We start from the raw sequence: 24,898 nt of genomic DNA, 5'->3' as shown, positions 1-24,898 counted from the left end.
TTATGTTGGCTGGATCGTTTCGTGTATATACTCGTAATAGCCATGCTTGCAAGTTACTTAAAGTTAAGCTTGAAAAGGGAAGGAAAAATACAACTCCGGCGGAGGTCATACAGGATCATTGGCTAGCCAGTTTTGAGTCCACCATGTCGACCGTGAAAAAGGGTAATTTTTTAGATAGCAAGATGTGTTATTGTCACGACAAAAACCTTTTCTTGCTTCTGCAAAACACCCAAAACGAGGAGCCTTCGAAGTCGGCCCGTAGCAAGAGTCATGAAGGAAAAAGACAAATGGTACAAAGGGGGCAGGCCCGAAATGAAGCCGGAAGAACGGGCTACCAGAGTGGTTCAGGTTCGCTTCACCCAGGCAGAGTATGATCAGCTTTTGGCCCGAAAGGCTACCGTCAGGACGCTCACCGTATCCACTTACGTTCGGGCCGTTTGCCTTAACAAACCGCTCCGCCTGAAGCCCGAGCGCTCGACTTATCAGGATATCCTTCTGTCTTTGTTGCGGGATACCCGGAGCGACGTTCTGCGGATCGGTATCAACATCAACCAGGCTGCCAGGCGTATCAACAGCACCACGGACTACCAGGATCTACCACGGGAAGTGACGAGAATGGTTAGCGATATGGCTCGCTTTGACGCTCAGCTGCAAGAGGTGATGGCTGCCATTTCAAAGGGGAGCGGCGAAGTGTAGGTATTTGTTACGGGTTAACAGCCCCTCACGAAGGTCAAAGAAACGGGGTAGCTAGGGCTACCCCGTTTACTGCACTCAACCTATGAAGCAATAGAATTGACATTTTGTGCAAACGAATCATTCAATTAAGGATTTAAACCAATCAGGCTGTAAATTTCTGTCAGACGCGTTCTTGATAGAGGTTCTGAAGCGACTTCACAATTCACTCGGCGGCAAACCCACTTTACGGGCGACATGGCTGCTGACGGTTGACACAACTAGCTGTAATTCATCCAGACGTATAGGTTTCTGTAAATGATCACTAGCCCCCAGTCGCAAAAAATCTGCCCGCTGCGGCTCGGCTACTTCCGCTGATAGCATAAGTAGACAGGCCTGCCGACAGCTGGGATGGAGCAGCAGCGTACTGAGCCACTTCATCTCTTCTCCGTCTGGTATCACTCCATCCATTACCAAAGCCACCGGCTTGTCTTTGCCCAGTGAAGTCGCTGACAGAAACTCAGTGACCGAGCTAAACCAATACAGGTCTAAATGCTGCGCCCACTGACGAAAGCCGTGTTGCCAGAATATATAGTCATCTTCGTCCTCATCCAGTAAGGCAACCCAGGGTTTCAGTGTGTCCATCGTAAGTGGCGTGTATCCAGTTGTGGAGGATAGTTGTTTACCTTAATTCCATTTGTCCCCAATTTGTTAGATACAGGTAAATAATAATCGATGAAAGCAACTTCACTAAAAATGATGTAGTATTGAGTCATTAACAGGATTTTACCTGTTTTTGCAGCCGTAACAACTTGACCATGCATCAAAACACGTACCCTTGCGTCTTCATCGCCGACGATGATGAGGATGACCGTTTCCTGCTAAACCTGGCTTTTGCCCGGCACAGCCCCCGGTGCCGACTGGTCTTTGCCCATGATGGGTTGGCCCTGCTTGACGCCCTGTCCAGTAGTAAAACAACCCCGGAGTTGATCATTCTGGATCTGAACATGCCCCGGCTCAATGGCCTTGAGGCGCTCAAAGTGCTGCGGCATCAACCACTTTATCAAACGACGCCCATTGTTATGCTGACCACCTCGGAAGCGGATTATGACCGGCAGCAGGCTGAGCAGCTGGGGGCTAATGAGTTTATCACCAAGCCTATGAACTCCGAGTTACTGGGTCAGCTTGTCACCCAGCTGCGCGTCAACTGGCTGGAAGGCAACTGCTGTTGAGTAACTACCTAGCCATAGGCTGGTTGACACGCTACGCCTTAAAACAAAAACCCAGCTAGTTGAGTAGCCGGGCTTGAAAAGTTGATCGTTGAGTAAGTCAGTAAACCATAAACGGCTGGAGGTGCTCGTTGTTTAGAAAGCCCAACGTGTTGACTAATCTGGTTAATGAAATCACAATGTTTTTTTGATTTGCCTTAAATCCATTTAGCGGTGAATTACGTAAAAGCGTATGCTTACTGTTTAGTGCCATACCGTTAGCATGCCTTACTGTTTCTATCCTAGTACTAGTTAAGAACAAATAAGCCCGGTCGCAATGCTGCCGGGCTTACTGCTTCTATCCACACCATAGGCGTACACTCAGGGGTATACCTCCTATTGAGACAAGATAACGACCGCTTAATCAGGATTGTTTCAACGTAAATGTAGGGGAGCTCCAAGACACTTCGTTGACAGGAACAGGTTGTAGCAGGTGCCTGCTTCTTAAGCTTGAAGAGATAATCTAGTCGTATTAGGGCGTGTGGACATTCAAAGTAGTAAAATCATGGTTGAGGCTAAATAGACAAATCCAGCGAAACTATTAGCTGTCTTTTCATAGCGCGTTGCCACTCGACGGTATTGCTTAAGCTTGTTAAAATAGCGCTCTACTTTGTTACGATCTTTGTACAAATTTTCGTCAATTGATCGCGGCTCAAGCCGGTTTTTCTTTGCTGGTATGACCACTTCTGTTTGATGAACGTGCAGGTAGGTGATAAATGAGTCCGCATCATAACCTCGGTCTGCCAGTACAGCACGGGTCTGGTAATCAGTCAGCAATGGCTCTGCTTGAGTAATATCGGCTCGTTGCCCTACACTCAGAAGGATACGTAGCGGATTGCCTAAGGCGTCAATCTTGGTGCTCCAACCACCCACCGATTGGCCTAAACACTCGCTGGCGGGATCGCTTTTTTTTGACCCGCTGCGTGTTGGTGAGCTCGCACAATCGTTGAGTCGATCATGAGCCAGTCTAAATCTGGCTCCTGTAGTTCTTCGAAGACGTTTTTCCAAATATCTGCTTTGGCCCACCGCCGGAATCGGCGATAAACGGAATTCCAAGGCCCAAATCGCTCCGGCAAATCACGCCAAGGTGCTCCGCTACGGGCGATCCAGAGTACAGCATTGACAAAGAGCCGATTATCGACTGTACTCCGGCCTACATCACCGACTTTACCGGGTAAGAACAGGGCAATTTTTGACCACTGCTGATCAGTAATTTCGTAACGTCTCATTCAGCAAAGTTGCAAACACAACCAATATTTACCTAATTGTCCACACGCCCTAAGGGTCGATTGGTTCCCTTATGCTAGGGTGCAATAAGCAAATAAACGCATATAGCCATAAACCCGACCGTTAAGAGAAGAGCGATCCCCATCATAATGTCAAGGGCTCGACCAAGCTCCAAGAAGGGCTTTTTGTTCTCCATGCTGCGAGTTACGATGAATGGTTAATAAAGCCAATACCGATTAGTAAATCCGCTGATTACTTGTCATTTATAGACAGCCAACGTAAAATAATTAATCATATAAGAGAGTAAATGATTAAATTGATTCTACATAGAAACACTTAGCTCAGTACCATCTTTCGGTGTGCTTGTTTGTCAATTAAGCTTTTTGACGTGAGTGCGTCGAGGTGAGGAATCCTGGCCTTCGTCGTCTCTCACCCTGACTCTCGCTTGGGGAGAAAGCTGAATTACCGTTGCCAGGTAACGGCCGTTAAAAAAGCCGCCTCACTTGGTCCGGGTGACTTCGACCCGGTCGCCTGGCTTTATGTCAGTATTCATCAGTAGATGGGTGTGATTAAAAAAGGGTACATAAATCGTCACGACTCAAAAATTCGCGTCTCAAACAAACGAACGTTTTGCTAAGACCCATTTTTGAGCGTGTCTAAAGGGTAAAATGACCAAAAAACTGTTTCATATTGTCATCTCAAAAATCAATGCCTCACCAATAGTGTGTTAGCCCCCTATTAACTGGACAGATTTTCTGAAAAGGTTGTGTCGTCAACTACCTGTGCTTCTTCCCATTTTTGATGGGGTGTTACGAAGCCAATCGAACGGTATAGCCGATGCTGGTTGTAATGGGAAAAATAACGGCCTAGCATTGCTTTGGCTTCATAATAGCTGGCAAACTCATTTCGTTCGATGACATCATGTTCCAGAATACTGTGAAACGCTTCAATATACGAGTTCTCTTCAGGAGTGGCCACGTGCGTGAATTCCTGCTTGATCTCTGAGCTTTTCAAAAAGTTACTAGCTAGCTAGCCGCCGTCACCACAATGGGCGTTGGGGTTACCACCGGAGCCACCGGCGTGGTACCCGGCGGGGTTGGGTCAACAATGGTTACGGGCACGGTCACCTGGGTACACAGACCACTCTGGTCGCACACCAGCAGACACACCGCATCGGGTCCTACGCTGCCCGGTGTGGGTTTGTAGAGCACACACACCTGGTTCGTCGTGTTATTAACTGTAGCTGTAACCGAGCCTTTGGTTGGGCTGCTGCACAGGGTGACACTCTGCACATCACCCATGTTGGGATCGACGATGGTCATACAGACCTGAGCCGTCGAATCTTTGGGCGTCACGATGGGCACCACCACCACCACCGGTGGCTGGGGCAGGGCTATCGTCTGACTCGTTGGTATCACCGTGATGGGTACCAGCACGGTCGTACATGACCCAGCCGCATCACAAACGGTGATGCAAACCGAGGTCGACCCCGTGAAACCCGGGGTTGGGGTATAGGTCAGACACACCTGATGAGTCGTGTTGTTGACCTGAGCAGTCACCACGCCATTGCCGGGTTGACCACAAACCGTCACCGAATGGGTATCGGTCACATCGCCATCCACGATGGGCAGACAAACGGTAACAGGCTTGCCCTGATCGGTAACGATGGGTTCGCCCACCAAGACTGGTGGCAGATTGGCCGGTACCTGAACATCAATGGTTACGGTCGCCACATCGCACTTGCCCGCCGTGTTACAGGCCAGATAAGTAAAGCTATCTGGACCGGAGTATCCCGTTACGGGGATGTAGGCATAGGTTCCATTCGGACCCATTACCACCGTACCATGGGCAGGCTGACCCGACGTAAAGGTTAGCGGCAACGCCGGACTATTGGGATCGCTGTCGTTAGCGGCTACTGTGCCGGTAGCCGACGTATTCTTCGTCGTCAGCAGCGCATCGTCCACAGCTACGGGTGACAGTGTCGTGCCCACAGGAGGTGTTGGCTGAACGTTGATCGTCACCACGGCGGTCGCACACAAAGCAGGCGTCGCCTTATCGCAGATCGAATAGGGGAAACTCACCACGCCTGTAAAGTTCGCGGGTGGCGTGTAGACAAACTTACCGTTTACCACACTGGCTACACCCACCGAAGGTTGAGCCAGGATTGTTGGCGTGTTCAACTGGCCATTCAGGCTGGTCGCACTATCGGGGTCAGTATCGTTGGCGGCTGCGTTGATCGTCACCGCTACACCCATCGTCGTTTGCGTGTTATCGTTGTTGGCAATCGGGGCATCGTTCGCTAACGGCGATGGATCAGGATTGACATGGATGCTCACACAGGTCGACGCACTCAAACCGGCCGTATTGGTGGCCAGATAACAGAAGCTGGTCACACCTGTAAAGCCCGTTGGGGGCGTGTAGGTATAGCTGCCATCCGGATTCAGAACCACACTGCCCACAGCAGGCTGATTGATTAAGCTGGCCGTTAGCTGACCACCTGTGGTCGGGCTCGTGTTCGGGTCGGTGTCGTTGGTCAGCACATTGCCCGTAACGGGTTTACCCGGCGAGGTGCTGGCAATATCCGGTGTAACAACAGGCGGCAGACAGTTAGCATTCAGGGTAATTGGCCCCGGATACGTACCCGATATACAGGCGCCCTGTGTAACATAAAAGTCGCTGTAAACACCTGGACTTAAGCCCGTCACACTCAGTATACCACTGGCGTTAACGGGTGCCACCTTAGCCTGCGCTATACTTCCCAGTTGATAGTGGAAAACAAACGTTTGGCCAGCGGTCAGACCAGAAAGCTGTAACTTCCCATCGTTACCACCACAACTGGCGTTGACACTGGTCAGGGTAGCCACCGTTGGTGTTGGCAACGACGGATTGCTCAGATTGAATGGCCCGACCAATGGTGCTGTAGAACAACCCAGGTTGTTGGTCAGCACAAAGTTGCCATAGCTACCTGTTGCCAGGCCCGTTACCGAAATAACACCCAGGGCGTTACTGATTAGCGAAACAGGCGCAACTACGCCACCATCTTTCTCGTAACTCAGCGTATAGCTAACATTGGCGTTCAGGCCCGTTACGCTAAAGCTGCCGGTAGCCGTACCACAGGTCGTTGGATTGGTACCAACCAGACTGGCAGCCGACAAAATGGGCGCAGCCGGATCACTCAGCGTGATGGCCGACAGACTCAACATGGATGTACAATTGTTTGTACCCAGGTTGCTGATCGTATAGTTACCCTGACCAAGCCCCGAAATGGTAAATAAACCACCCGCCGTACTGTTTTGTACGATGGCTACGGTCGAACCGCCATTTTTGCTGTAGCTAACGGTGTAGCTGGTGCTGGCCGTCAGGCCACTCAGGGTAATACTACCCGTAGTTGCGTTGCAGGCCGTTGGGTTGGTACCCGATACTTGGTTTTGCGCCAGTGCCGGACCAGCCGGATCAACAAGCACAACAGCTGGCAGCGTTTGCGCCGACGTACAGTTGCTGGTGCCTAAGCTGGTTAGCTGATAGCTGCCCTGGCCAAGGCCTGTAACAGTAACCGCACCAGCGGCTGTACTGGTCAGCACAACCGTTTGAGCAGCGGCACCGTTTTTACTGTAGCTAACCGTGTAGCTGGTCGAAGCCGTCAGGCCGCTGATCAACAGCGTTCCCGTTGCCGTTCCACAACTGGTTGGGTTCGTACCCGACAGTTAGTTGATTCTGGGCAATCGTTGGCGCGGCCGGATCGGTTAGCACCAGAGTCGAACTGGACGGTGTCGATGGACAGCCCGCCGTTTTCTGGTACGTAAAGACACTGTAGTTACCCGCCGTCAGGGCCGTCAGGCTAATCTGCCCGCTGGCATTGCTGGTAGCCACCACCGTTTGGGTTGCCCCTCCGTTTTTGCTGTAGGTCAGTGTATAACTGGTGCTGGCCGTTAATCCACCCACTGTAATGCTACCGGTTGCCGAAGCACAGGCTGTTGGGTTGGTTTTGGTCAGATTCGATGCTGTAATGGCTGCAGGAGCTGCGCCCTCGTTAATCGCCACCGTGCCACTATACACACCCGAGATGCAACTTGACGTTTGAAAACTAAACTGTCCATAGGTAGCAGGAAGCAGATTCGGAATGGTTAAGGTCCCGTTGGCATCGCTCAGTCCGGCGTAGGTCTGGACTATACCGTTTTTTTGATACGAAATTGTGACGCTGGTGCTCAGCGGCAAACTCGTCAGCAAGATATAGCCATCTGAACCACCACAGGCGGAAGGAGCAAACGGATTGACATCATACGTAGCCAGTGCAGGTAGCAAACAACTGTTCTGCACATCCACACTCACGGTAGCCACATCGCACTTACCGGCACTGTTGCACACCGCATACGTGAAGCTGTCGGGACCAGTATAACCCGTCGTTGGGGTATAGGTGTAGGTGCCATTTGAGGCCATCACCACCGTACCATGCACAGGCTGACCACTGGTATAGGTCAATGGCAGACCGGCCGGATCGGTGTCGTTACCGGCCACCGTTGCTGTAACAGGTGTATTGGTGTGAGTTAGCACCGCATCATCTATCGCCACTGGCGACAACGTCGTACCAACGGGGGGCGTTGGCTGTACATTAACGGCTACCACGGCGGTGGCACACAAGGCAGGGGTTGCCTTGTCACAAATCGAATACGGAAAGGTTACCACACCCGTGAAATTAGCGGGTGGTGTATACACAAACTGACCATTTACCACACTGGCTACCCCTACAGCAGGCTGAGCCAGGATGGTAGGCGTATTCAGTTGTCCGTTCAGGCTGGTAGTACTGTCGGGATCGGTATCATTGGCAGCTACGTTGACCGTCACCGCTACACCCATTGTCGTTTGCGTATTATCATTATTGGCAATCGGCTTATTATTCTGGGTTAGAGATGGGTCAGGATTGACATTGATCGTCACACAGGTACCCGCACTTAAGCCCGCCGTGTTGGTGGTCGAGTAACAGAAACTGACCACACCCGTAAAGCCCGTGGGCGGAGTGTAGGTATAGGCTCCATCCGGAGTCATCGTTACTGTTCCTGCGGTAGGCTGCACCGTAACCGAAGCGGTTAGCGGGCCACCTTGTGGGTCGGTATCATTCGTCAATACATTACCCGCTACAGGCGTGTTCATGTTGGTATTCGCAATATCGGGCGTCACCACTGGTGGGGCCGACATTGGAGCCTGAACATCAATTACCACAGTCGCCACATCACACTTGCTGGCCGTGTTGCAGGCCAGGTAAGTAAAGCTATCAGGACCGCTATAACCCGTTGTTGGGGTGTAGGTGTAGGTGCCGTTGGAAGCCATCACCACCGTACCATGCACAGGCTGACCACTGGTATAGGTCAGCGGCAACGCCGGACTGTTGGGATCGCTGTCGTTAGCGGCTACTGTACCCGTTTTTGGCGTGTTCACATTGGTCAGCAACGCATCGTCCACGGCCACTGGCGACAGTGTCGTGCCCACGGGTGGCGTTGGCAGAACGGTAATTGTGACTACCGCCGTTGCACACAAAGCAGGGGTTGCCTTATCACAAATCGAATACGGGAAGCTCACCACACCCGTGAAATTAGCGGGCGGAGTATATAGGAACTGGCCATTTAGAAGGCTAGCCGTTCCCACCGAAGGCTGAGCCAGAATGGTTGGAATGTTTAACTGTCCGTTCAAGCTGGTGGCACTGTCAGGATCGGTATCATTGGCGGCTACGTTAATCGTAACCGACGTGCCCATTGTCGTTTGTGTATTATCATTATTAGCAACCGGCGGATCATTGGCGAATACAGATGGGTCGGGGGTTACGTTAACCGTTACACAGGCCGAACTGCTCATGCCCGCCGTGTTACTCACTGAGTAACAGAAACTAGCCGGACCCGTAAAGCCTGTTGGCGGGGTGTAGGTATAGGTTCCATCAGGATTCAGGGTTACCGTGCCTGAAGTTGGCGGACTAAGTAAACTGGCCGTTAGAGGTAAACCCTGTGGATCAGAATCGTTGGTCAGCACATTGCCCGTAACGGGTTTGCCCGGCGAGGTGCTGGCAATATCCGGTGTAGCCACCGGCGGCAAAACCGTTGGGGCTAACACATTGATCGTTACCGTTGCCACATCGCACTTGCTGGCGGTGTTACAGGCCAGATAAGTAAAGCTGTCGGGCCCGCTATAACCCGTTGTTGGGGTGTAGGTGTAGGTGCCGTTGGAAGCCATCACCACCGTGCCATGTGTGGGTTGACCACTGGTATAGGTCAGCGGCAACGCCGGACTGTTGGGATCGGAGTCATTGGCCGCTACTGTGCCGGTGGCCGACGTATTCTTCGTCGTCAGCAACGCATCGTCAATAGCTACCGGCGACAAGGTCGTGCCTACAGGTGGCGTAGCCAGCACATTGATGGTCACTACAGCGGTCGCACACAAAGCCGGTGTCGCCTTATCGCAGATCGAATAGGGGAAGCTCACCACGCCCGTAAAGTTCGCGGGTGGCGTGTAGACAAACTGCCCGTTCACTACACTGGCCACACCGACTGATGGCTGAGCCAGAATAGTTGGGGCGCTGAGTTGACCGTTCAGGCTGGTGGCGTTGTCAGGGTCAGTATCGTTGGCGGCTGCATTGATCGTCACCGCTGCACCCATCGTCGTTTGCGTATTGTCGTTACTCGCTACCGGCGGATTGTTATAGGCCAGTATTGGGTTCGGTGCCACATTAACCGTCACACAGGCGGAGGCACTCAGACCCGCCGTATTGGAAACCGAATAACAGAAACTCACCACCCCGGTAAAACCGGTTGGGGGTGTATAGGTATAGCTACCATTGGGGGCCAGTGTCACCGTACCCGACGAAGGCTGACTAATTAAACTCGCCGTTAATGGACCACCTGTGGCCGGGCCCGCGTTCGGGTCAGTATCGTTGGTAAGCACGTTGCCCGTTGCTGGCTTGTCAACCGTTGTGTTGGCGATGTCAGGGGTTGCAATGGGCGGCTGAAAGCAGTTAGCCGGTGCGCCACTAATGTTAATAAACTGCTCCAGCGGATCCTGATTGCCGCCTTGGGGCTGACCTGAACTGGAATAAAAACTGTTCGGTACGTTAAACGAATAGGCATCTAAAGACGCCTGAATGAATGGATCGCCGGGCGGTAAGGGTTGGATAGCCCCAAAGCAGCCATTCCCCTTGAAGGTGAACAGGGCCACCGGCGTACCAATCACGAAGGTGCCCAGGTTGGACTCCGATGGGGTCTTGCCAATCACATAGTAGGCGTAAGCAGGGTCCAGCACCGCCGGACTGTAATCCTGCAGGAAGACCGTACCGTTAGTAGCCGTCAGGCTTAAATTCGGGCCCAGTTTGGCCGGAGCTTTCTCCCAGGATTGCGTCCCGCTGGCATCGGTGATGTTCTGAATCACAAAGCCCATCGGCACTTTCAACGTGACCTGGGCTGTAGAGACCAGTTCGTTAGCACCCCCGTTATTACTGTTGGGAGTCGCATAATCAGGCACCACCCAGGCCGTATAGAGCTGGGTCGATGCATCGTAGGTCACCCGGTATTTGATCGTATTGGTCGATTGCTGGGCGTTCACAGCACTGCTGTTTAACAGCAGCCAGCTTAAACTCAGCAACCAGGCAAGGTATCGGACCATGGCGTAGTGGTTTTTCATATTCATTTTTAGGTTATTAGAGATACAACGGAATTCAATTGACTGGAAGTGAGCAGGCAAATGCCTGCTCACCTGGACTTAAGGCAACTGCTCTTTTATGACAAAGAAGTTTTGCCCGGTCGCATTGCCCGGATGGTTCTTGGTGACGTTCAGGTAGATGTAGTTCACATCGTTGCTATTACCCTGGTAGATGGTACGCCCATCCAGATTCACATCCCCCGTGTAATAGCCATTAAGGATGTAATTAGCCGCCCCGGTGAGATTGAGCGGTCCTTTCACCTGGTTGGCAATGGCCGACACATCGTTGGTCGTGCCCTGATAAATCACCGACTTATCATATACCACATTCCCCCCCCACAAGGCCACCCCCTGGGCCACCGTCACCTGAGACTGATTGATCGCACTCGTGGTGACCCGATACGTCCCCGTGGCAGACGTGCGGAAATCCACACTCGTCCCCGTTACACTCAACGGAACCGCACTGGCCGTCATCACCCCCAGGTGGTTGCGGTGTTTCACACTCACGTAGTAGCTCCCCTGCACCGCACTGAAAGCCACCGCCGACGTACCGTCGATCTCCACAATGTCGCCGTCCCGCTGAACCAGCGCCGGACGTGAATCCACCACCAGTGAAAAATTAGACGGGCTGCGCAGCTCCCTAGCTAGCTAGAGAAGACGACCGATAAGCTTTATGGCTTAGCCCGCTTGGCCAAATGGCATGAAAAAGTACGCCAAGCGGGATTCAAAACTTTCAACACCGTGGCCCGTTCTATCCAAAATCATTATGAAACGATTCTCAACTACTTTGACAACCGCAGTACCAACGCTTCAGCCGAGTCGTTCAATGCGAAGATCAAAGCATTTCGAAGTCAATTCCGCGGGGTGCGAAACATCGAATTCTTTCTGTACCGCCTAACTCAGTTATATGCTTAATCCTTGATGCTCCACAACTTTTGGAATTGATCCCAGAAACCGCAATAATGGTTCGCGTCTTCACTGACGACCTATTTCCCTACAACACCTACGTAGAACATACAGCATTGTGTTACCATATACGTCTATCACTATTGAATCATTAGCGAAAAGTCGACATCTAAATCCGACGAACCGGGGGTGGCTGTCCCATTTTTGACGTTCGGTTGATGACGCAAAACCACTTTTAATTTACCCGTTCCGGCTGCGCCCGTTTTCATTTCGGTTGTTAAACCTACCGGATAAGGGCCCGGTGAAGGGTTCGTGTCTTTATCGGTCAGGGTAATTGTTAATCCTAACCCGGTACTGGGGGTATACACAAAGAGGTGCTCATTGGTCTTTTCCCTTATTTCTTCTGTTGCATCCAGCGTGGGCGTCTGCGTCTTATCGAGCAGGGAGATTGTGCCCGTATAGGTTGTGTTGGCCTTGAGCAATAGCGTGGCTTTGCTGAAATCGGCAGTTGTATTAAGGTTGTCAATTGTTGCCGTTATGATTTCCGTTGGTGTAGCTTTATTCGTTAGGGTCAAGGTTGCCGTTGTGATGGCTTCGTTATCGTTGGTGGGTGCCACATTCTGTTCGTCTTTGGAACAGGCTCCGGCCAATAGGGTAATCAAACCAAGTACGAGAAATGGCTTCGCTGGGTAAGTCATGGTAGTTGAGAAGTATAAATGAACAGGTTGTTTGACAGTACTTTATGATCGTTTTGCCAACGCTAGCGGCAGTTTAACTTTAAGCATAATGTTGCGGCCGGGTTCATTGGCAAAATACCGAAACCGGTTCAGGTAATCCCGATAGGCCACATTGGCAAGGTTAGTTCCGCTCAGGCTGATGCTCATGGGCTGGTTACCAAGCTGTGTCTGAAAACCCGCTTCGGCACCAAGCAGCAAATAAGCAGGTGGCGGTGGCCCAAAATCGCCGGTGAAAATAATGGCTCCATTGTCCTGACGGGTCGTTACTGAAGGAGCGCGATTTTGACGGGCCACGTAAAGGCCACTAACTGATACATATACCTTTGCGAGTTTGCCCACCGTTTCCCAATCATACCGCAGACTGTTATCAGAACGATTAGCCGGAATGGAAACGAGGAAATCGTGGTCTGTCTGGTTATACGCAAACAATAGTGAGTTCTTGCTCGTGAGTGTAAGTTGGTCGGTGAGCTTGTAAGTCAGCGAGGCATCGACACCCCGGAACGTTGCCAGTACCTGTGCATAGGTATACGACGGGAATGCCCCCCGTTGGCGCACCACCGGCACCGAATCGGGCTTTAGATAGATGTAATTGTCGATACGATTGCTGTAAATCCCAATTTCACCACTGAGCCGCTTGCCCGCGTACGCCAGTACGAGGTTCCCGTTATACGCCTGTTCGGGCTGTACGTTTGGGTTGCCCCGTTCGTAAGCTACCGCACTTTGGTGCAGACCATTCGAATACAGATCGGCCACGTTGGGTGCCCGCCAGGCAGTGCTGAAATTAGCCGTCAGGGTTAAGTCGGGCCGAAGTTGATACGCTGCTCCCAGAGAGCCATTGGCATTTTGCCAGTTATGCGTTTCAGAATAGGTTTGCTTCGTGACTTCGTCCAGGAAGTACCCCCGAAGCCACCGATAATCGTACCGCAAGCCGCCCTCTACGGTAAATCGGCCAACGGCGTATCGTTCTATAGCAAACAGGCCCGCGCCATAATTCCGGAAATTCGGAATCAGGAACAGGTACTGCCGAACGTTTCCCTGCGTAATGCCATTGAATCCGGCACTTCCCGACCATTGACCAGTTCCACCTTTAGTTTTGATCGGTGCATGCTCCCAGATCAGATCGGCGGTATGGGTAACCAATTTGAGGGATAACTCGGGGGTTGTAATACCACTAAACGAAATGTAATCATATTCCTGACGCGTGTTTTGCTGACGGGCAAACGTAGCGGTCAGCGTGCCGCCCCCCTGTAAATGCACATGCGCCCGTGCTTTGAACAAACCATGCCGTACGGCCTGATAAGGCCGGTTAAGTGCATACGAGAAACCCGGTTGTACAAGTGGCTCCGGCCGACTGATGGCAGTGTAAAGATCGGCCAGACTGCCTACCTGTGCCCCCGTAAACAGGCCAATTTTTGTATCGAACTGGCTGTAAAACAGTTCTACCCCAATGTTTCGATGATCGTAATGCAAATCGCCGGAGAAGTTGTTCTCGTGATAACTGGTGTTTTCGAGGTAATAGTTGGGCGTTTTGACATAGCCCGACCGTTTCAAGGTTCCCTGTATCCGCCAGCTCAGGCCACTTAATTTTTTATCGAAAGCCCCTTCAACCATGCCGGATGCCACACCCATTCGGCCGTTTGTTCCCCCAACCAGATTTACCTCTCCGTTTATACCGGGCTTAGTGGGCATCACTTTCGGCTCAACCAAAATCACGCCCCCAATGGCATCTGAGCCGTAGCGAATACTGGCGGCCCCTTTAATAACTGTTAATCGTGACGCCAGAAACTGGTCGACCTGTGGCGCGTGTTCGGTGCCCCATTGCTGGTCTTCCTGCCGAATGCCGTTGTTAAGAATGATAATGCGATTGCTATACAGCCCGTGAATAACGGGTTTGGAAATACTCGGACCTGTCTGGATGGAATTTAGTCCGGCCAGTGCCTTTAAGCTCTCGCCCAACGATTGCCCCCTCGTTTGGTCAAGGGTCGCCCCCGATAAACTTACCTGTGTTTGAAGCAACTGCTGGGCTTCTGAGCGGTGTTCCGTTACGACAACCTCCTGCAAGGTCTGACTATCAGGCACTAGCTGAACTACATTCGCCGTAATTTGCCGCTCCCGACCTACCCGGATCGACTGCGTGCTGGTTTTATAGCCAACGAACTGGTAGTCGAGTGTGTACGTACCAGCGCATAACTGATTGATCTGGAAATTTCCGGCAGAGTCAGCAACGGCGCCGGTCTTTAGCTCCCGCACATAAACGGTTGCACCGGGCAGCGGCTGATGCGTGTCATTCCCTAAAATACGCCCTGTCAACACCGTCCGACACGAATCTGACTGAGCCATACTCAGAGTCGCTGTTTGCACCAGCACCCCAATCAACAAAAATATCCTCGCTAAATCCCCCATTCGTCCCATTGCTGTTCGTATCTACCGAAAGCACAATATCACTTATGCAACAATGTTGCAATATTAAACAAAAGAATGGCGGGGAACAAATGGGGAATCTATCGTGGGTGGAAACCCGCGAAGCCAAAGGCCAAGTTGTATCTCTTCATTGTTAGCCTTCGCGGGTTTCCACCCACGCTACCAGATCAATGCAGCACTTCAAACACCAGCTCCCGCAAAATATCGCTCTCGTTCATGGTTGGCGAGTCAATGCCTTTGCTGCGGGCGTCGGCACGACGAATGGCGTTGATAATGGAGGCCACCTTAGGTAGTGGAAACGTGCGGGCGGCCGTGAGGTAGTCTTTCACAAAAAAGGGGTTGACGCCCAAAAGCGGAGCAAGTCCTTTATCGGTCTGGTCTTTCGATGCCTGCACCAGAATGACTTTACTGAAATAGCCAAATAACTGCGCCAGAATAACCACCAGCGGGTTGTCTTTCGGGTTACGTCCGAAATAATCGACGATCTGATTGGCCTTGACAACATCGCGCTGTACCAGGGCTTTTTGCAGTTCAAAGACGTTATATTCTTTGCTGATGCCGACCAGCCGTTCGACAGTTGCCGCCGAAATCTCTTCGCCAACATGCAGGTTGATCAGGATTTTGTCGATCTCACCGGCCAGTCGTTTGAGGTCGTTACCGATGTGGTCGGCCAGAAGCTGGCAGGCTTTGGGGCTCACTTTGGCTCCCTGTTCGCGGCAGTACTCCCCTACCCAATCCGGGATTTTGTTATCGTATAATTTCTTAATCCCCAGTAATTTACCCTTGGCCCCAAACGCTTTTACCCACGCCTTGCGTTCATCGAGGGCCGGTTTGCCATCCTCCCGGACGTAGCACAGCATGAGAATGGTACTTGACAACGGATTCAGCGCGTAGTCCTCAAATAGAGTCTGGGTCGATTTATCATTGATGCCGTTCATTTGCTGTGCTTCTTTCACAAGCACCAACTGCCGCTCGGCCATGAACGGATAACGACGCGCATAGTTCAGCACGGCCCCAGCGTCGGTATCTTTCCCGAAAAGAACAAATTGATTGAATCCCCGCTCTGCGACGGGAACGGCCACTTTTTCTAATTCCTCGGCAATACGGTCGAGGTAAAACGGCTCATCGCCATGAATAAGGTAAACAGGGGCAATCCGTTTGTTACGGATGTCTTTCAATAAAGCGTCGACGGCAGGAATCACAATGGTATTCGGTTTTCGGCACAAAAATAAGCGTTGCCTTTCATTTGTACCGAATTAATATGCTTGTCAGTCATTCCTGCTAAAAGTAGGCCACCGTTTTCTATATTTAGCCCTTCACTCTTCAGACACATCCTCCTATGCCTAAACGTCTCCTTTGGTTCACGGGTCTCTTTCTCTGTTTCATTCTTCCGGCCACAGGCCAGACACCCAGTCCCTATGAACGGCAGGAGGTCATGATTCAGATGCGCGATGGCGTTAAACTGAATACGGTAATCTATACCCTGAAAACCCCTAAAGAAGCCCTGCCTTTTTTGCTGACCCGCACCCCCTATGGTGTGAGCGAAACCGATAGCCCAGATCGTATTCCGTACGTTAAAGATATGGCCGATGATGGTTATATCTTTGTTTATCAGGACATTCGGGGGCGTTATAAATCGGAAGGGACGTTTGAAATGCAGCGGTTTACCCGTGACAAAAAAGACCCGAAGACCATTGACGAAAATACCGATACCTACGATACCATCGAGTGGTTACTGGCGCATATTCCTAATAATAACAAGAAAGTAGGCATGTACGGCATTTCATATTCGGGCTGGACAACGGCTATAGCGGCCATTGATCCGCACCCGGCACTGGTGGCCGTTTCGGAACAGGCGACGCCTTCGGATATGTTTCTTGGCGATGATTTTCACCACAATGGCGCATTTCGGCTAAGCTATGGTTTCGAGTATGCGTTTATGGAGGAAGCCACTAAAACAGATTCGTTGTTTCCGTTTCCCAATTACGACACCTATGATTGGTATCTGAAACTGGGTTCGCTTTCGAATGTGAATAAATTGTATTTCAAGAACAAACTACCAACCTGGAACGACTTCGTAAAACACCCCAACTACGACACGTTCTGGCAGAAACAATCGCTTATTACCCGCATCGACAGTCCCAAAATACCCATTATGAACGTAGCGGGCTGGTGGGATCAGGAAGATTTTTACGGGCCGCTGAAAGCCTACCAGCTCTGGGAGAAAAAAGACACCTCTCACAAGAATTTCCTTGTCGCTGGCCCCTGGAATCATGGCGGATGGGGACGCTCCGACGGACGTACATTAGGTAACGTTCGTTTCGACACAGCCACCGCAGTGACCTTTCGTAAAGAGATTCAGGCTCCCTGGTTTGCGTATTACCTGAAAGGAAAAGGCAACGGGAATTTTGCCGAAGCTGTCACGTTTCAAACGGGCTCCAATACCTGGAAACACTACGGTACCTGGCCCCCCAAAGAAGCCAAAAAGCGGAATTTGTATTTACAGGCCAATGGAAAACTGTCGTTCATTGCACCCAAAGCCGCATCGGGAGCGGATGCCTATATATCGGACCCAGCCAATCCCATACCCTACCGTACGCGCCCCATCGAAGCCACCTACGGACCGGGTTCCCGCTGGCGCACCTGGCTTACAGAAGATCAGCGGTTTGTTCACAACCGCCCCGACGTGCTTTCGTGGGAAACCGACGAACTAGGCGAAGATGTAACCGTAACGGGCGAGGTCTGGGCGAAACTGTTTGCCGCCATCACCGGCAGCGACGCCGATTGGGTTGTAAAGTTGATTGATGTGTATCCGGCTACCTACCCAGAGCAACCCACCATGAGCGGCTACCAGCTCATGATTACGAACGATGTGTTCCGGGGCCGCTTCCGCACCAGTTTCGAGAAACCAGAAGCCATTAAGCCTAATAAAACCGAAGCCTACACAATTGATTTACATTCGGTTAACCACGTTTTCAAGAAAGGCCATAAGCTAATGGTGCAAATCCAGAGTACCTGGTTCCCAATCATCGACCGCAACCCTCAAAAGTTTGTCCCGAATATTTTCGACGCGAAAGAAACGGATTACCAGAAGGCTACGCATACTATTTTTCGGTCTGCAGCGGCTCCGTCGCATCTGGAGTTGAGTGTTGTGGAGTAGTGAGGGATGGACCGACCGGTCCGCCGGTGCGGCAGGAGGGATCTTCGGGGAATGGAAAACTCCGCCTTCCCCGAAGATCCCTCCTGCCGCACCGGCGGACCGGTCGGAATGACAAAAACGCCACAGTCAACGGGAAATACTTATTCTCGAATCCGACACTACAAACCCCTACAAAGTCAATAGACTTTACCAGTCAATACAACTGCTTTTCTGCCGAAACCCTTCTAAATAAATGAAAAACTCCGACACCTCACCTCAGTTCTGCTGGACAGTTCTTTATCCAAACCACGAAGGCGCTACGTTTGATTTTGACCATTATACTCAAACGCTGGTTCCTGAATATGTAGCTCTCCTCGGCGAAAACTGTGTGAAGTATGAGGTACGGAAAGGCTTGGCAACACCGGGCGCTCTTGCCCCTGCCTTCGTTTGTATCGCCAGCTTTTGGCTAACATCGGGCGAAGAATTCCGAGCGTCGATGGCAGATGAACGCATGAAAGTTGTGATGGAGAAAATCTTTGCCTTTACCAACATTCAATCCATTCGGCAATTTGATCAGGTACTGAGCGGTCACTAAGAAAAGCCGATTTCATCTCATACGAGTAGAAATCGGCTTAAATAAATTGAGGACTTATTACTGAGTCGACTGGTATGGGTGAATAAGTCCGTGGAAATTGGTTTGGTCGAAAAACAAAATTTCGATAAAGATAGACTAGTACTCTTCCAAATTAATGGTTAGATAAAAATATTTATCTTTCCGACATGGGCCAAATCGCTAAACCGTTTGTGCTGTCGGAAGCCGATCTCACAACACTTGACCAACTCGTTCGCAAAGGGAAAGACGCTGCCCGTAAGTTGACCCGAGCCAGAGCCTTGCAGTTTTCTCATCAGGGGCAGCACCCGCTACAGATTAGCCAATCATTGGGCATCAGTCTGGCCACGGTCTTCAACTTGCGTAAACGCTATCAGCAAGCGGGTTTGCAACGAGCCATTGGGGAGAAAGCCCGACCCTAGCTAGCTAGCTTCTCGCAGGAAGACCCCTCTACCACCAAAAAATACGGCGGAACCGGTCTGGGGCTCACCATCTCCAATAAATTACTGGGGTTAATGGGAAGCCACCTTCAACTAACCAGTAAACTGGGAGAAGGAAGTTGTTTTTTCTTCGAGGGATGAACTAAAGGACTTACCGGTGGCGCAAAGTATGAGCCGCAAGGGAAATTGCTGGGATAATGCGGTTGCTGAGAGTTTTTTTAAGACCCTCAAGTGCGAGATGGTCAATCATACTTATTTTGCCACGCGGGCAGCGGCTCGGTTGGCTACTTTCGAGTATATCGAGGGATGGTACAACCGCCGACGGAAGCATTCAGTATTGAATTACCGCACGCCCAGTCAACAGGAATCTTATTTTTACACTTCCTCAATGGCCGCCTAAAAAATCTCCACTATACTGTTGCAAGTCCAGATCCGGCTGATGGGTATATAAGGCTGCTTTTCCCTGTTCAGCATTCAGCGCTACCGCACATACGTCGATCTGTGGACAATACGTTTCCAGCAAAGCCTGCATATTGCTTAGGTTATGGGGCTCATCATCAATCAGAACTGCTTTCATAAAAGCCAATGGGTGAAGGTCAACGTTACTTCAGTGCCCGCTGAGAAGCAGTTGTTGATTGCTAACGCTATGGGCTGATCCGGGTTAAGCCGGTTTAAGAGGTTTATGCGATCATGGGTTAGCTTTAAACCAAACCCATTCGTAGGCTCATGCATGGTCATCCCCTTTCCATTGTCGGTAATCCTGAGAATAAGGGCGTTGTCCATTTTTTCAAGTCGAATGATAATCTGGCCTGCCTGTTGCAAGGGAGCCACCCCATGCTTTACCGCATTTTCCAGTAGGGGTTGCCACACTAACGAAGGCAGACTAGTGGTATAGACATCCAGGGGCTCCTCAACCTGAATGGTATAGTGAAACCCAAACCGGAGCTGCTCCAGCTTCAGGTAAGTTTCCATGATTTTCAATTCTTGTTGAAGCGACGTTTCTTGGTTGCCACTATGAGTCAACGATTCGCGCATCAACCGGGCGAAATCGGATAAGTATTCGTTAGCGCCTTTTACGTCCTGCCGGTTGATTAATCCCTGAATCGAACTCAGGGCATTAAAGACAAAGTGGGGGTTAAGCTGCGCGTAAAGGGCCCTGAGTACTACTTGCAGCAGTTGTTTGTTAGCTTCTTCCTGTTGGGTTTTTCGGCGTTGTCGCATCAGCAAGTAGACAAACATGGCCAGAGCAATAAGTACGGCAACAACTCCCCCCACCCCGAGTTTAAACCAGAGTGACTGGTACCAGGCTGGTTCAACGATAAAGCTGTATTCGCTGACGAGTTGGGGCTGGGCGGTGTAGCGGATCTGAATGCGGTACTGTCCGGGCGAAAACCCCTTCAGCCAAATAAAGCTGTTAGCATACTCATTATCCTGCCAGGGACGGATCAACCGGTCATTGCGGATGAGTTGGTATTGGATCTGATTTTTTGCGTAGATGTCGGCATTTACTACATAGATCAGATTGGTATTGGTAAAAGGCAATCGGAGATCCTGGGTTGAGTACGAGGGAGCGGATCTTGTTTTTGCCCAGGGATATTGTAGTTTTTGGAGAAAGACATCCAGATTATCGGACGTGTATATGCTTGCTACAACGGGTCGTATCGATTCCCAGGCCACCAGACCTGTCGCTACAATTGGCTGAAACGCTTTTTTTTTGACGTCTACAATCAGCATACTTCCTAACGGGGCTTTATATCCGCCCAGGTACGCCATTTGGGACCATCCACTGGTTTTTGTAAACAGCGAATCCGTCAGTTGAGTAATGGATTTCCAAGGTACGATTAGGTTACGACTAGGGTATTCGATGACGCGAAACTGGTAATTGCCGGCATTTTTTTTGGTCACACCATGCAGGAAAAAATGGACCCTGGCCGAATCAAAGGTTGTTCGGGCGATGCTCACCTTAGGGCGCAGTTCCTTAAAAGAAGCATCCTGAGCAAACTGATCAAAAAGAATACTGGTGCCTCGACTCGTCCAGAAGGAGTTATTCAACTTAGGAATGGCTAGAACTAATCCAACCGTCTCAGGCTTATTCAGGGTTCCGTTAGGAAAACTCTGGGAGTAGTCTGCCAACTTAATTTGTGCGTAACCCACCGTAGGGAAGTAAACCAGGGAAAGCAGAAAAAAGCGGACCGTGTTCATAGCATTGCCTTTGTCTGTCAAAGGTGTGCTGTTTTTTTTATAGTCTGGGTGGTAATGTGAATTTGGTTCAGATGGCTGTGAATGAAGCTCCTGACAGCTAGTCTTAGAGCAAGGGGGAGTCTCACACATTTTCACAAACGCGTGTAAATTATAGCCTGGACTATAATTCGTTTACGCTCAATCAGGCTTTGCCATTGTAGATAACAACGTCTCTCTAAACGCTCCCGTGTGAGACGAAGAAACTTGCATGTAGCTGCTCCTTAAATGGGGCGTTTTAGGGAACAAAATATATCATCAATCTATATACAGAGGTCGCACCTTTAATTGCCAATGGATAAGCATATAGGTCTGTAACGACTAGGGTAACTAACACGCTGGTACATGACTCCCACTAATAGATTGCTGAATACTATAGCTTCGGTTGGAAGAGACGATGCCATGCACGCCGTCGCCTGTTCAACCCATATATTTCAGCATCCAACTGATTAGCTCCCTGGGTTCTATGATGGACCAGGAATGAGGATGACGATTGCCTTCAATACGACGACCTTTGCCCAACGCGTTGATAAACTCAGCCCCTTTATTACCCCTATCCATCAAGAACAAAATCATCGCGCTCTGGTCCAGGGCATTCATGTCATACATATCTACGTCGCGATTGACCATCCACCAATTGGGATCAACGTCATTGTAAATGCGCACTGGGGTGTCTTTAAGAAATTTAGCGTTCCCTCCATCCACTTGGGAATGCGAATAGCAGGAATAATAAATGTAGGGCTGCGGTACTTGTAAAGGGCTGCCATTGCAATACTGTTCCAATTCTCTTATACCGTACGAGGGCTCCGGCGCTCCAGGAAACTTAGCGAGCTTCTTTTTGAAGTTACCATAAATTGTGGCTAAGTCTACCGGTCCGTCACAACTGAAAACAGCCAACGGTACGGCCGTTGTATTGGCTGGATTCTCAACCGCTAATTCGGTATAGCGCAAGCTGAACAAGCCACCCATCGAAAAACCACCGATCACAAATTTCTCTTTTGGAATGGCATACTCCTTGATGGCACTAGCTAAAAGAGCGTTAAGTAAGTGAACCACGCCTTTAGTCATCGTTAGTCGTTGATTAATCGAAGGAACGATAACAGCCAACTGATGATCATAGGCCAGTTCACAAAGTTGTTGAGTACTGCTAATCACATGTTCCGTCGTCTCACCGGTTCCTGGCAAAAGGACAAGCGCTCCCTTAGGCTTGCCAACTGGAACAAGCGCTTGATAATAGAGTTGCTTTTCCCCATTATCCCCAATATAATAGTCTAAACTATCGGATCGAAAAACGATTTGTTTGTGTACATGAGGCAAGCAGTCTTCTCTCAAATTCAAGATTTCACCCTGAGAAAAATTTCCGGCTAACGTCAACGAGTTATTAGCAAAGGTAAAGACACCGGCTCCATTGGGCTTCCCCTTGGTCAACTGACCTTCGTATTTTGACGTTGGTTGCCCTTTAGTGTACCCAGTAAATACACCAGGGCCGTTGGCAAAGCCATTTATACAGCCGCCTCTCCATGACACACTATCCTCGGCAAAACCAGTTTTATACCATACAATACAACCGGTTTTTTTATCTTTTATAAATTGGCCTTTCGTGTCTTGTCCGGAACAAATGAAGGATGTGAAGAGTAGGAACGGGAAAATTAGTAACTTCATAGACGATGATGGGTCATCCAACTAAATGACTATTAGAATGGGTAAAGCGACAAAGCCACCGTGAATAGAGTGATTAATTGTTTCATGGCAGTGTATAGTAGCTTATACTGCTAAAAGTATTCAAATACGATTTTAGGCTGGCAGTATTTAACTTTTGTTATGAATTATTAACAACTCGATGGCTTCATTATCAAGTCCTTCATAAACTCAGCTACGGATAACACTTGCGAGGATCATCCGCGACAAGTCATTATTAACCTGCCTAATCTCACAAATCGCTCATGCGTGAGACGAAGAAGCGTTCATGTATCTGCTTTTTAGGTAGGGCCCGGCGTGATTGATAATCCGCTCGACAGGTAAGGCTCGTTTAAATGAACGGCTATTTTTAATAGGTGTCCACCATAAGCTGTCGCTTACCAAGACTAAAGGAGTGCCTGCTCCAATCACGTTTAGCAGACTCAACCAGAGGTAAACTAACTTCCCTACCTTTGACCTAAAAACGGGCCCACAATGAACCATTACGGTAATGAAACATAAACCTATCCCCTTCTTCAAGGGCCAAGGCCAAGCAATTGATCCGTGGTATTCACTCGATTTCTTTCCGGAAGCAGCCCCATCATTAGCCCAGGGCTGAACAAATACCCTAAGCCAGGGTAATTAGTAGCCCTGTCCAAGTGGATCAACTCCTTAACTTAGACCAAGCCCGAATCAATCCCCTAGCTAAGCTATGATGAATAACCTTTCAATCAGTGTCCTGCTGCTGACCGTAACCCTGGTAACCGGACAAGCTCAACCAAATAAGGTCCTAACACCCCCGGTAGACACCCAGACCATTCCCCTCTCAAAGGCTGATCTAGGCACCTTCCCCTACGTAAAAACATTGCCCAATTTTACGCCGACTGATTCGGTCACTATTGAGCAGAACCGAACCTACTTTTACGACGGCAAGGCGTATTTTACGGTAGATGGACAAGTCTCGGCTCAATCGCTAAACGTCACGGACCACACCAAAAAGATTCCGTCTGAATTTCAGATTATTCAAACCTTTGATCAGCTGGTGGCTACGCTGGGGGGTAAGAAAATCTATGAAGGTAAATTGCCCGATGAACTGATCAAAAAAGTAACGACCCACGACCTGGTCGAACTGGACTCCCACCATCAAGTGGCCCCTAGTGCTTATTACGGGGTGGTGGAATACGTGATCAAAACGGCCCAAAAAGAGGTGTGGCTTCAAGTACAGCCCTATTCCATTGGCTCCCATTTTTATACCCTTTTGGTGGTGGAGAAGCAGAGCCAGTTGCTGAGCACCAATATCAACAAAGAGAATGAGTTGCTAAAGGCCTTAGAAGGAAAGGCCAAAGGGGTCACTTATTTAGAGTTTGCCTCTGACAAAGCTGAGTTGCTAACTCAGTCAAGCGATGAATTATTGGCACTGGTTGGGGTTTTTCAAGCGCATCCGGAGTGGAAGTTGGGCTTAGAGGTGCACAGTGCTCCGGTGGGCCAATCAGCCTACATCTTAGGGTTAACCCAAAAACGGGCTGTTGCCCTGAAAGAGGCCCTGGTTAGGTTAGGGGTGAAGCCATCTGGGGTGGAGGCTACGGGATTAGGCGATAGTAAACCCTTAGTGAGTAACGAGACTGAAGAGGGCCGACGGATCAATACCCGGATTGAGGTATTCAAACGGTAAGGGCAATCATTTATAACGGTAAATGGCACAGTAGGCAACAGCGTACGTCGGAGAGTTATTGAAAAATCTATCGTTCAATAAAACCCTGCCTTTCAACTCCTGGAAAATGGCGAGGAAATTGAGCACGCCTGTGCCAATGGGTACACCTTTTAAGCGAGGATAATTATAAGCCGCAATGTCTTCTAGATGTATGCCCAGGATATGGCTCTTTAGT

18 protein-coding genes and 3 pseudogenes are annotated in these 24,898 nt (G+C 50.1%); 9 read left to right on the top strand and 12 right to left on the bottom strand.

Translation table 11 applies throughout. The features are described from left to right. The first annotated feature begins 270 nt into the window (after nucleotides 1-270). Entirely contained in the window at nucleotides 271-696 is a 426-nt protein-coding gene (locus tag CWM47_RS37020; RefSeq protein ID WP_100993483.1) for a plasmid mobilization protein, read from the top strand. Between the two features lie 195 nt (nucleotides 697-891). Here CWM47_RS37020 and CWM47_RS37015 read toward each other — a convergent pair whose 3' ends face one another. Continuing rightward, entirely contained in the window at nucleotides 892-1,317 is a 426-nt protein-coding gene (locus tag CWM47_RS37015) for a response regulator (RefSeq protein ID WP_100993482.1), read from the bottom strand. A 173-nt stretch (nucleotides 1,318-1,490) separates the two neighbouring features. Between CWM47_RS37015 and CWM47_RS37010 the strand changes: the two genes are divergently transcribed. Continuing rightward, complete coding sequence (locus CWM47_RS37010) at nucleotides 1,491-1,904, top strand: response regulator (RefSeq protein WP_100993481.1); 414 nt, start codon at nucleotides 1,491-1,493, stop codon at nucleotides 1,902-1,904. A gap of 525 nt (nucleotides 1,905-2,429) precedes the next feature. On the opposite strand, the pseudogene CWM47_RS37005 reads toward CWM47_RS37010, so the two are convergent. The 5 genes and pseudogenes from CWM47_RS37005 to CWM47_RS36985 form a co-directional block, all read right to left on the bottom strand. Continuing rightward, nucleotides 2,430-3,169: pseudogene (locus CWM47_RS37005) on the bottom strand (IS5 family transposase). A 736-nt stretch (nucleotides 3,170-3,905) separates the two neighbouring features. Next, a complete protein-coding gene (locus CWM47_RS37000; protein WP_240625644.1) occupies nucleotides 3,906-4,181 on the bottom strand; it encodes an integrase core domain-containing protein in 276 nt (91 codons plus the stop codon). 11 nt (nucleotides 4,182-4,192) lie between these two features. Further along, nucleotides 4,193-6,823 (bottom strand): Ig-like domain-containing protein, encoded by a 2,631-nt coding sequence (locus tag CWM47_RS36995; RefSeq protein ID WP_100993479.1) that lies wholly within the window; start codon nucleotides 6,821-6,823, stop codon nucleotides 4,193-4,195. Continuing rightward, nucleotides 6,783-10,826 carry an Ig-like domain-containing protein gene (locus CWM47_RS36990; RefSeq protein WP_170069485.1) on the bottom strand — a complete coding sequence of 1,348 codons (4,044 nt, stop codon included), beginning with the start codon at nucleotides 10,824-10,826 and terminating at the stop codon, nucleotides 6,783-6,785. Before CWM47_RS36990 ends, CWM47_RS36995 begins: the two co-directional genes overlap by 41 nt. A 78-nt stretch (nucleotides 10,827-10,904) precedes the next feature. Beyond that, the gene (locus CWM47_RS36985; RefSeq protein WP_157816208.1) at nucleotides 10,905-11,450 is read right to left on the bottom strand and encodes a hypothetical protein; all 546 of its coding nucleotides are present in this window, start codon (nucleotides 11,448-11,450) and stop codon (nucleotides 10,905-10,907) included. 81 nt (nucleotides 11,451-11,531) lie between these two features. Here CWM47_RS36985 and CWM47_RS36980 point away from each other — a divergent pair, with 81 nt between their 5' ends. Next, on the top strand, nucleotides 11,532-11,759 hold the full coding sequence (locus CWM47_RS36980) for a transposase (protein ID WP_100990054.1): 228 nt from the start codon (nucleotides 11,532-11,534) through the stop codon (nucleotides 11,757-11,759). A gap of 131 nt (nucleotides 11,760-11,890) precedes the next feature. Here the strand turns inward: CWM47_RS36980 and CWM47_RS36975 are convergent, their stop codons facing one another. The 3 genes from CWM47_RS36975 to holA form a co-directional block, all read right to left on the bottom strand. Further along, entirely contained in the window at nucleotides 11,891-12,448 is a 558-nt protein-coding gene (locus CWM47_RS36975; protein WP_100993476.1) for a hypothetical protein, read from the bottom strand. 42 nt (nucleotides 12,449-12,490) lie between these two features. Continuing rightward, nucleotides 12,491-14,827: a TonB-dependent receptor gene (locus CWM47_RS36970; RefSeq protein ID WP_240625643.1), complete on the bottom strand. Its 2,337-nt coding sequence runs from the start codon at nucleotides 14,825-14,827 to the stop codon at nucleotides 12,491-12,493. A 248-nt stretch (nucleotides 14,828-15,075) separates the two neighbouring features. Then, complete coding sequence (gene holA, locus CWM47_RS36965) at nucleotides 15,076-16,110, bottom strand: DNA polymerase III subunit delta (protein ID WP_100994189.1); 1,035 nt, start codon at nucleotides 16,108-16,110, stop codon at nucleotides 15,076-15,078. Between the two features lie 137 nt (nucleotides 16,111-16,247). On the opposite strand from holA, the gene CWM47_RS36960 reads away from it, so the two are divergent. From CWM47_RS36960 to CWM47_RS36940, 5 genes and pseudogenes are all read left to right on the top strand, one after another. Continuing rightward, complete coding sequence (locus tag CWM47_RS36960) at nucleotides 16,248-18,068, top strand: CocE/NonD family hydrolase (protein ID WP_100993474.1); 1,821 nt, start codon at nucleotides 16,248-16,250, stop codon at nucleotides 18,066-18,068. Between the two features lie 232 nt (nucleotides 18,069-18,300). Continuing rightward, nucleotides 18,301-18,642, top strand: coding sequence for an EthD family reductase (locus CWM47_RS36955; protein WP_100993473.1), 342 nt, complete (start codon nucleotides 18,301-18,303; stop codon nucleotides 18,640-18,642). Nucleotides 18,643-18,827: 185 nt separating this feature from the next. Then, the gene (locus CWM47_RS36950; RefSeq protein WP_100993472.1) at nucleotides 18,828-19,079 is read left to right on the top strand and encodes a helix-turn-helix domain-containing protein; all 252 of its coding nucleotides are present in this window, start codon (nucleotides 18,828-18,830) and stop codon (nucleotides 19,077-19,079) included. A gap of 6 nt (nucleotides 19,080-19,085) precedes the next feature. Further along, a pseudogene (locus tag CWM47_RS40570) lies at nucleotides 19,086-19,232 on the top strand (ATP-binding protein); the annotation flags it as partial. Between the two features lie 31 nt (nucleotides 19,233-19,263). Further along, nucleotides 19,264-19,497: pseudogene (locus tag CWM47_RS36940) on the top strand (integrase core domain-containing protein); the annotation flags it as partial. On the opposite strand, the gene CWM47_RS36935 reads toward CWM47_RS36940, so the two are convergent. From CWM47_RS36935 to CWM47_RS36925, 3 genes are all read right to left on the bottom strand, one after another. Next, nucleotides 19,483-19,674 (bottom strand): hypothetical protein, encoded by a 192-nt coding sequence (locus CWM47_RS36935; RefSeq protein WP_100993471.1) that lies wholly within the window; start codon nucleotides 19,672-19,674, stop codon nucleotides 19,483-19,485. The pseudogene CWM47_RS36940 and the gene CWM47_RS36935 sit on opposite strands and share 15 nt — an antisense overlap. Beyond that, on the bottom strand, nucleotides 19,671-21,299 hold the full coding sequence (locus CWM47_RS36930) for a sensor histidine kinase (protein WP_100993470.1): 1,629 nt from the start codon (nucleotides 21,297-21,299) through the stop codon (nucleotides 19,671-19,673). Before CWM47_RS36930 ends, CWM47_RS36935 begins: the two co-directional genes overlap by 4 nt. Before the next feature lie 456 nt (nucleotides 21,300-21,755). After that, nucleotides 21,756-22,997 carry an alpha/beta fold hydrolase gene (locus CWM47_RS36925; RefSeq protein ID WP_100993469.1) on the bottom strand — a complete coding sequence of 414 codons (1,242 nt, stop codon included), beginning with the start codon at nucleotides 22,995-22,997 and terminating at the stop codon, nucleotides 21,756-21,758. A gap of 727 nt (nucleotides 22,998-23,724) precedes the next feature. On the opposite strand from CWM47_RS36925, the gene CWM47_RS36920 reads away from it, so the two are divergent. Next, nucleotides 23,725-24,684, top strand: a complete 960-nt coding sequence (locus CWM47_RS36920) for an OmpA family protein (RefSeq protein ID WP_100993468.1) — start codon at nucleotides 23,725-23,727, stop codon at nucleotides 24,682-24,684. Nucleotides 24,685-24,898: the final 214 nt, after the last annotated feature.

This window comes from Spirosoma pollinicola (genome assembly GCF_002831565.1).
In the GTDB taxonomy this organism is placed as follows: Bacteria; Bacteroidota; Bacteroidia; order Cytophagales; family Spirosomataceae; genus Spirosoma; species Spirosoma pollinicola.
The sequence above is the reverse complement of the archived record's forward strand: the minus strand, read 5'-3'. Positions and strand labels throughout refer to the sequence as shown.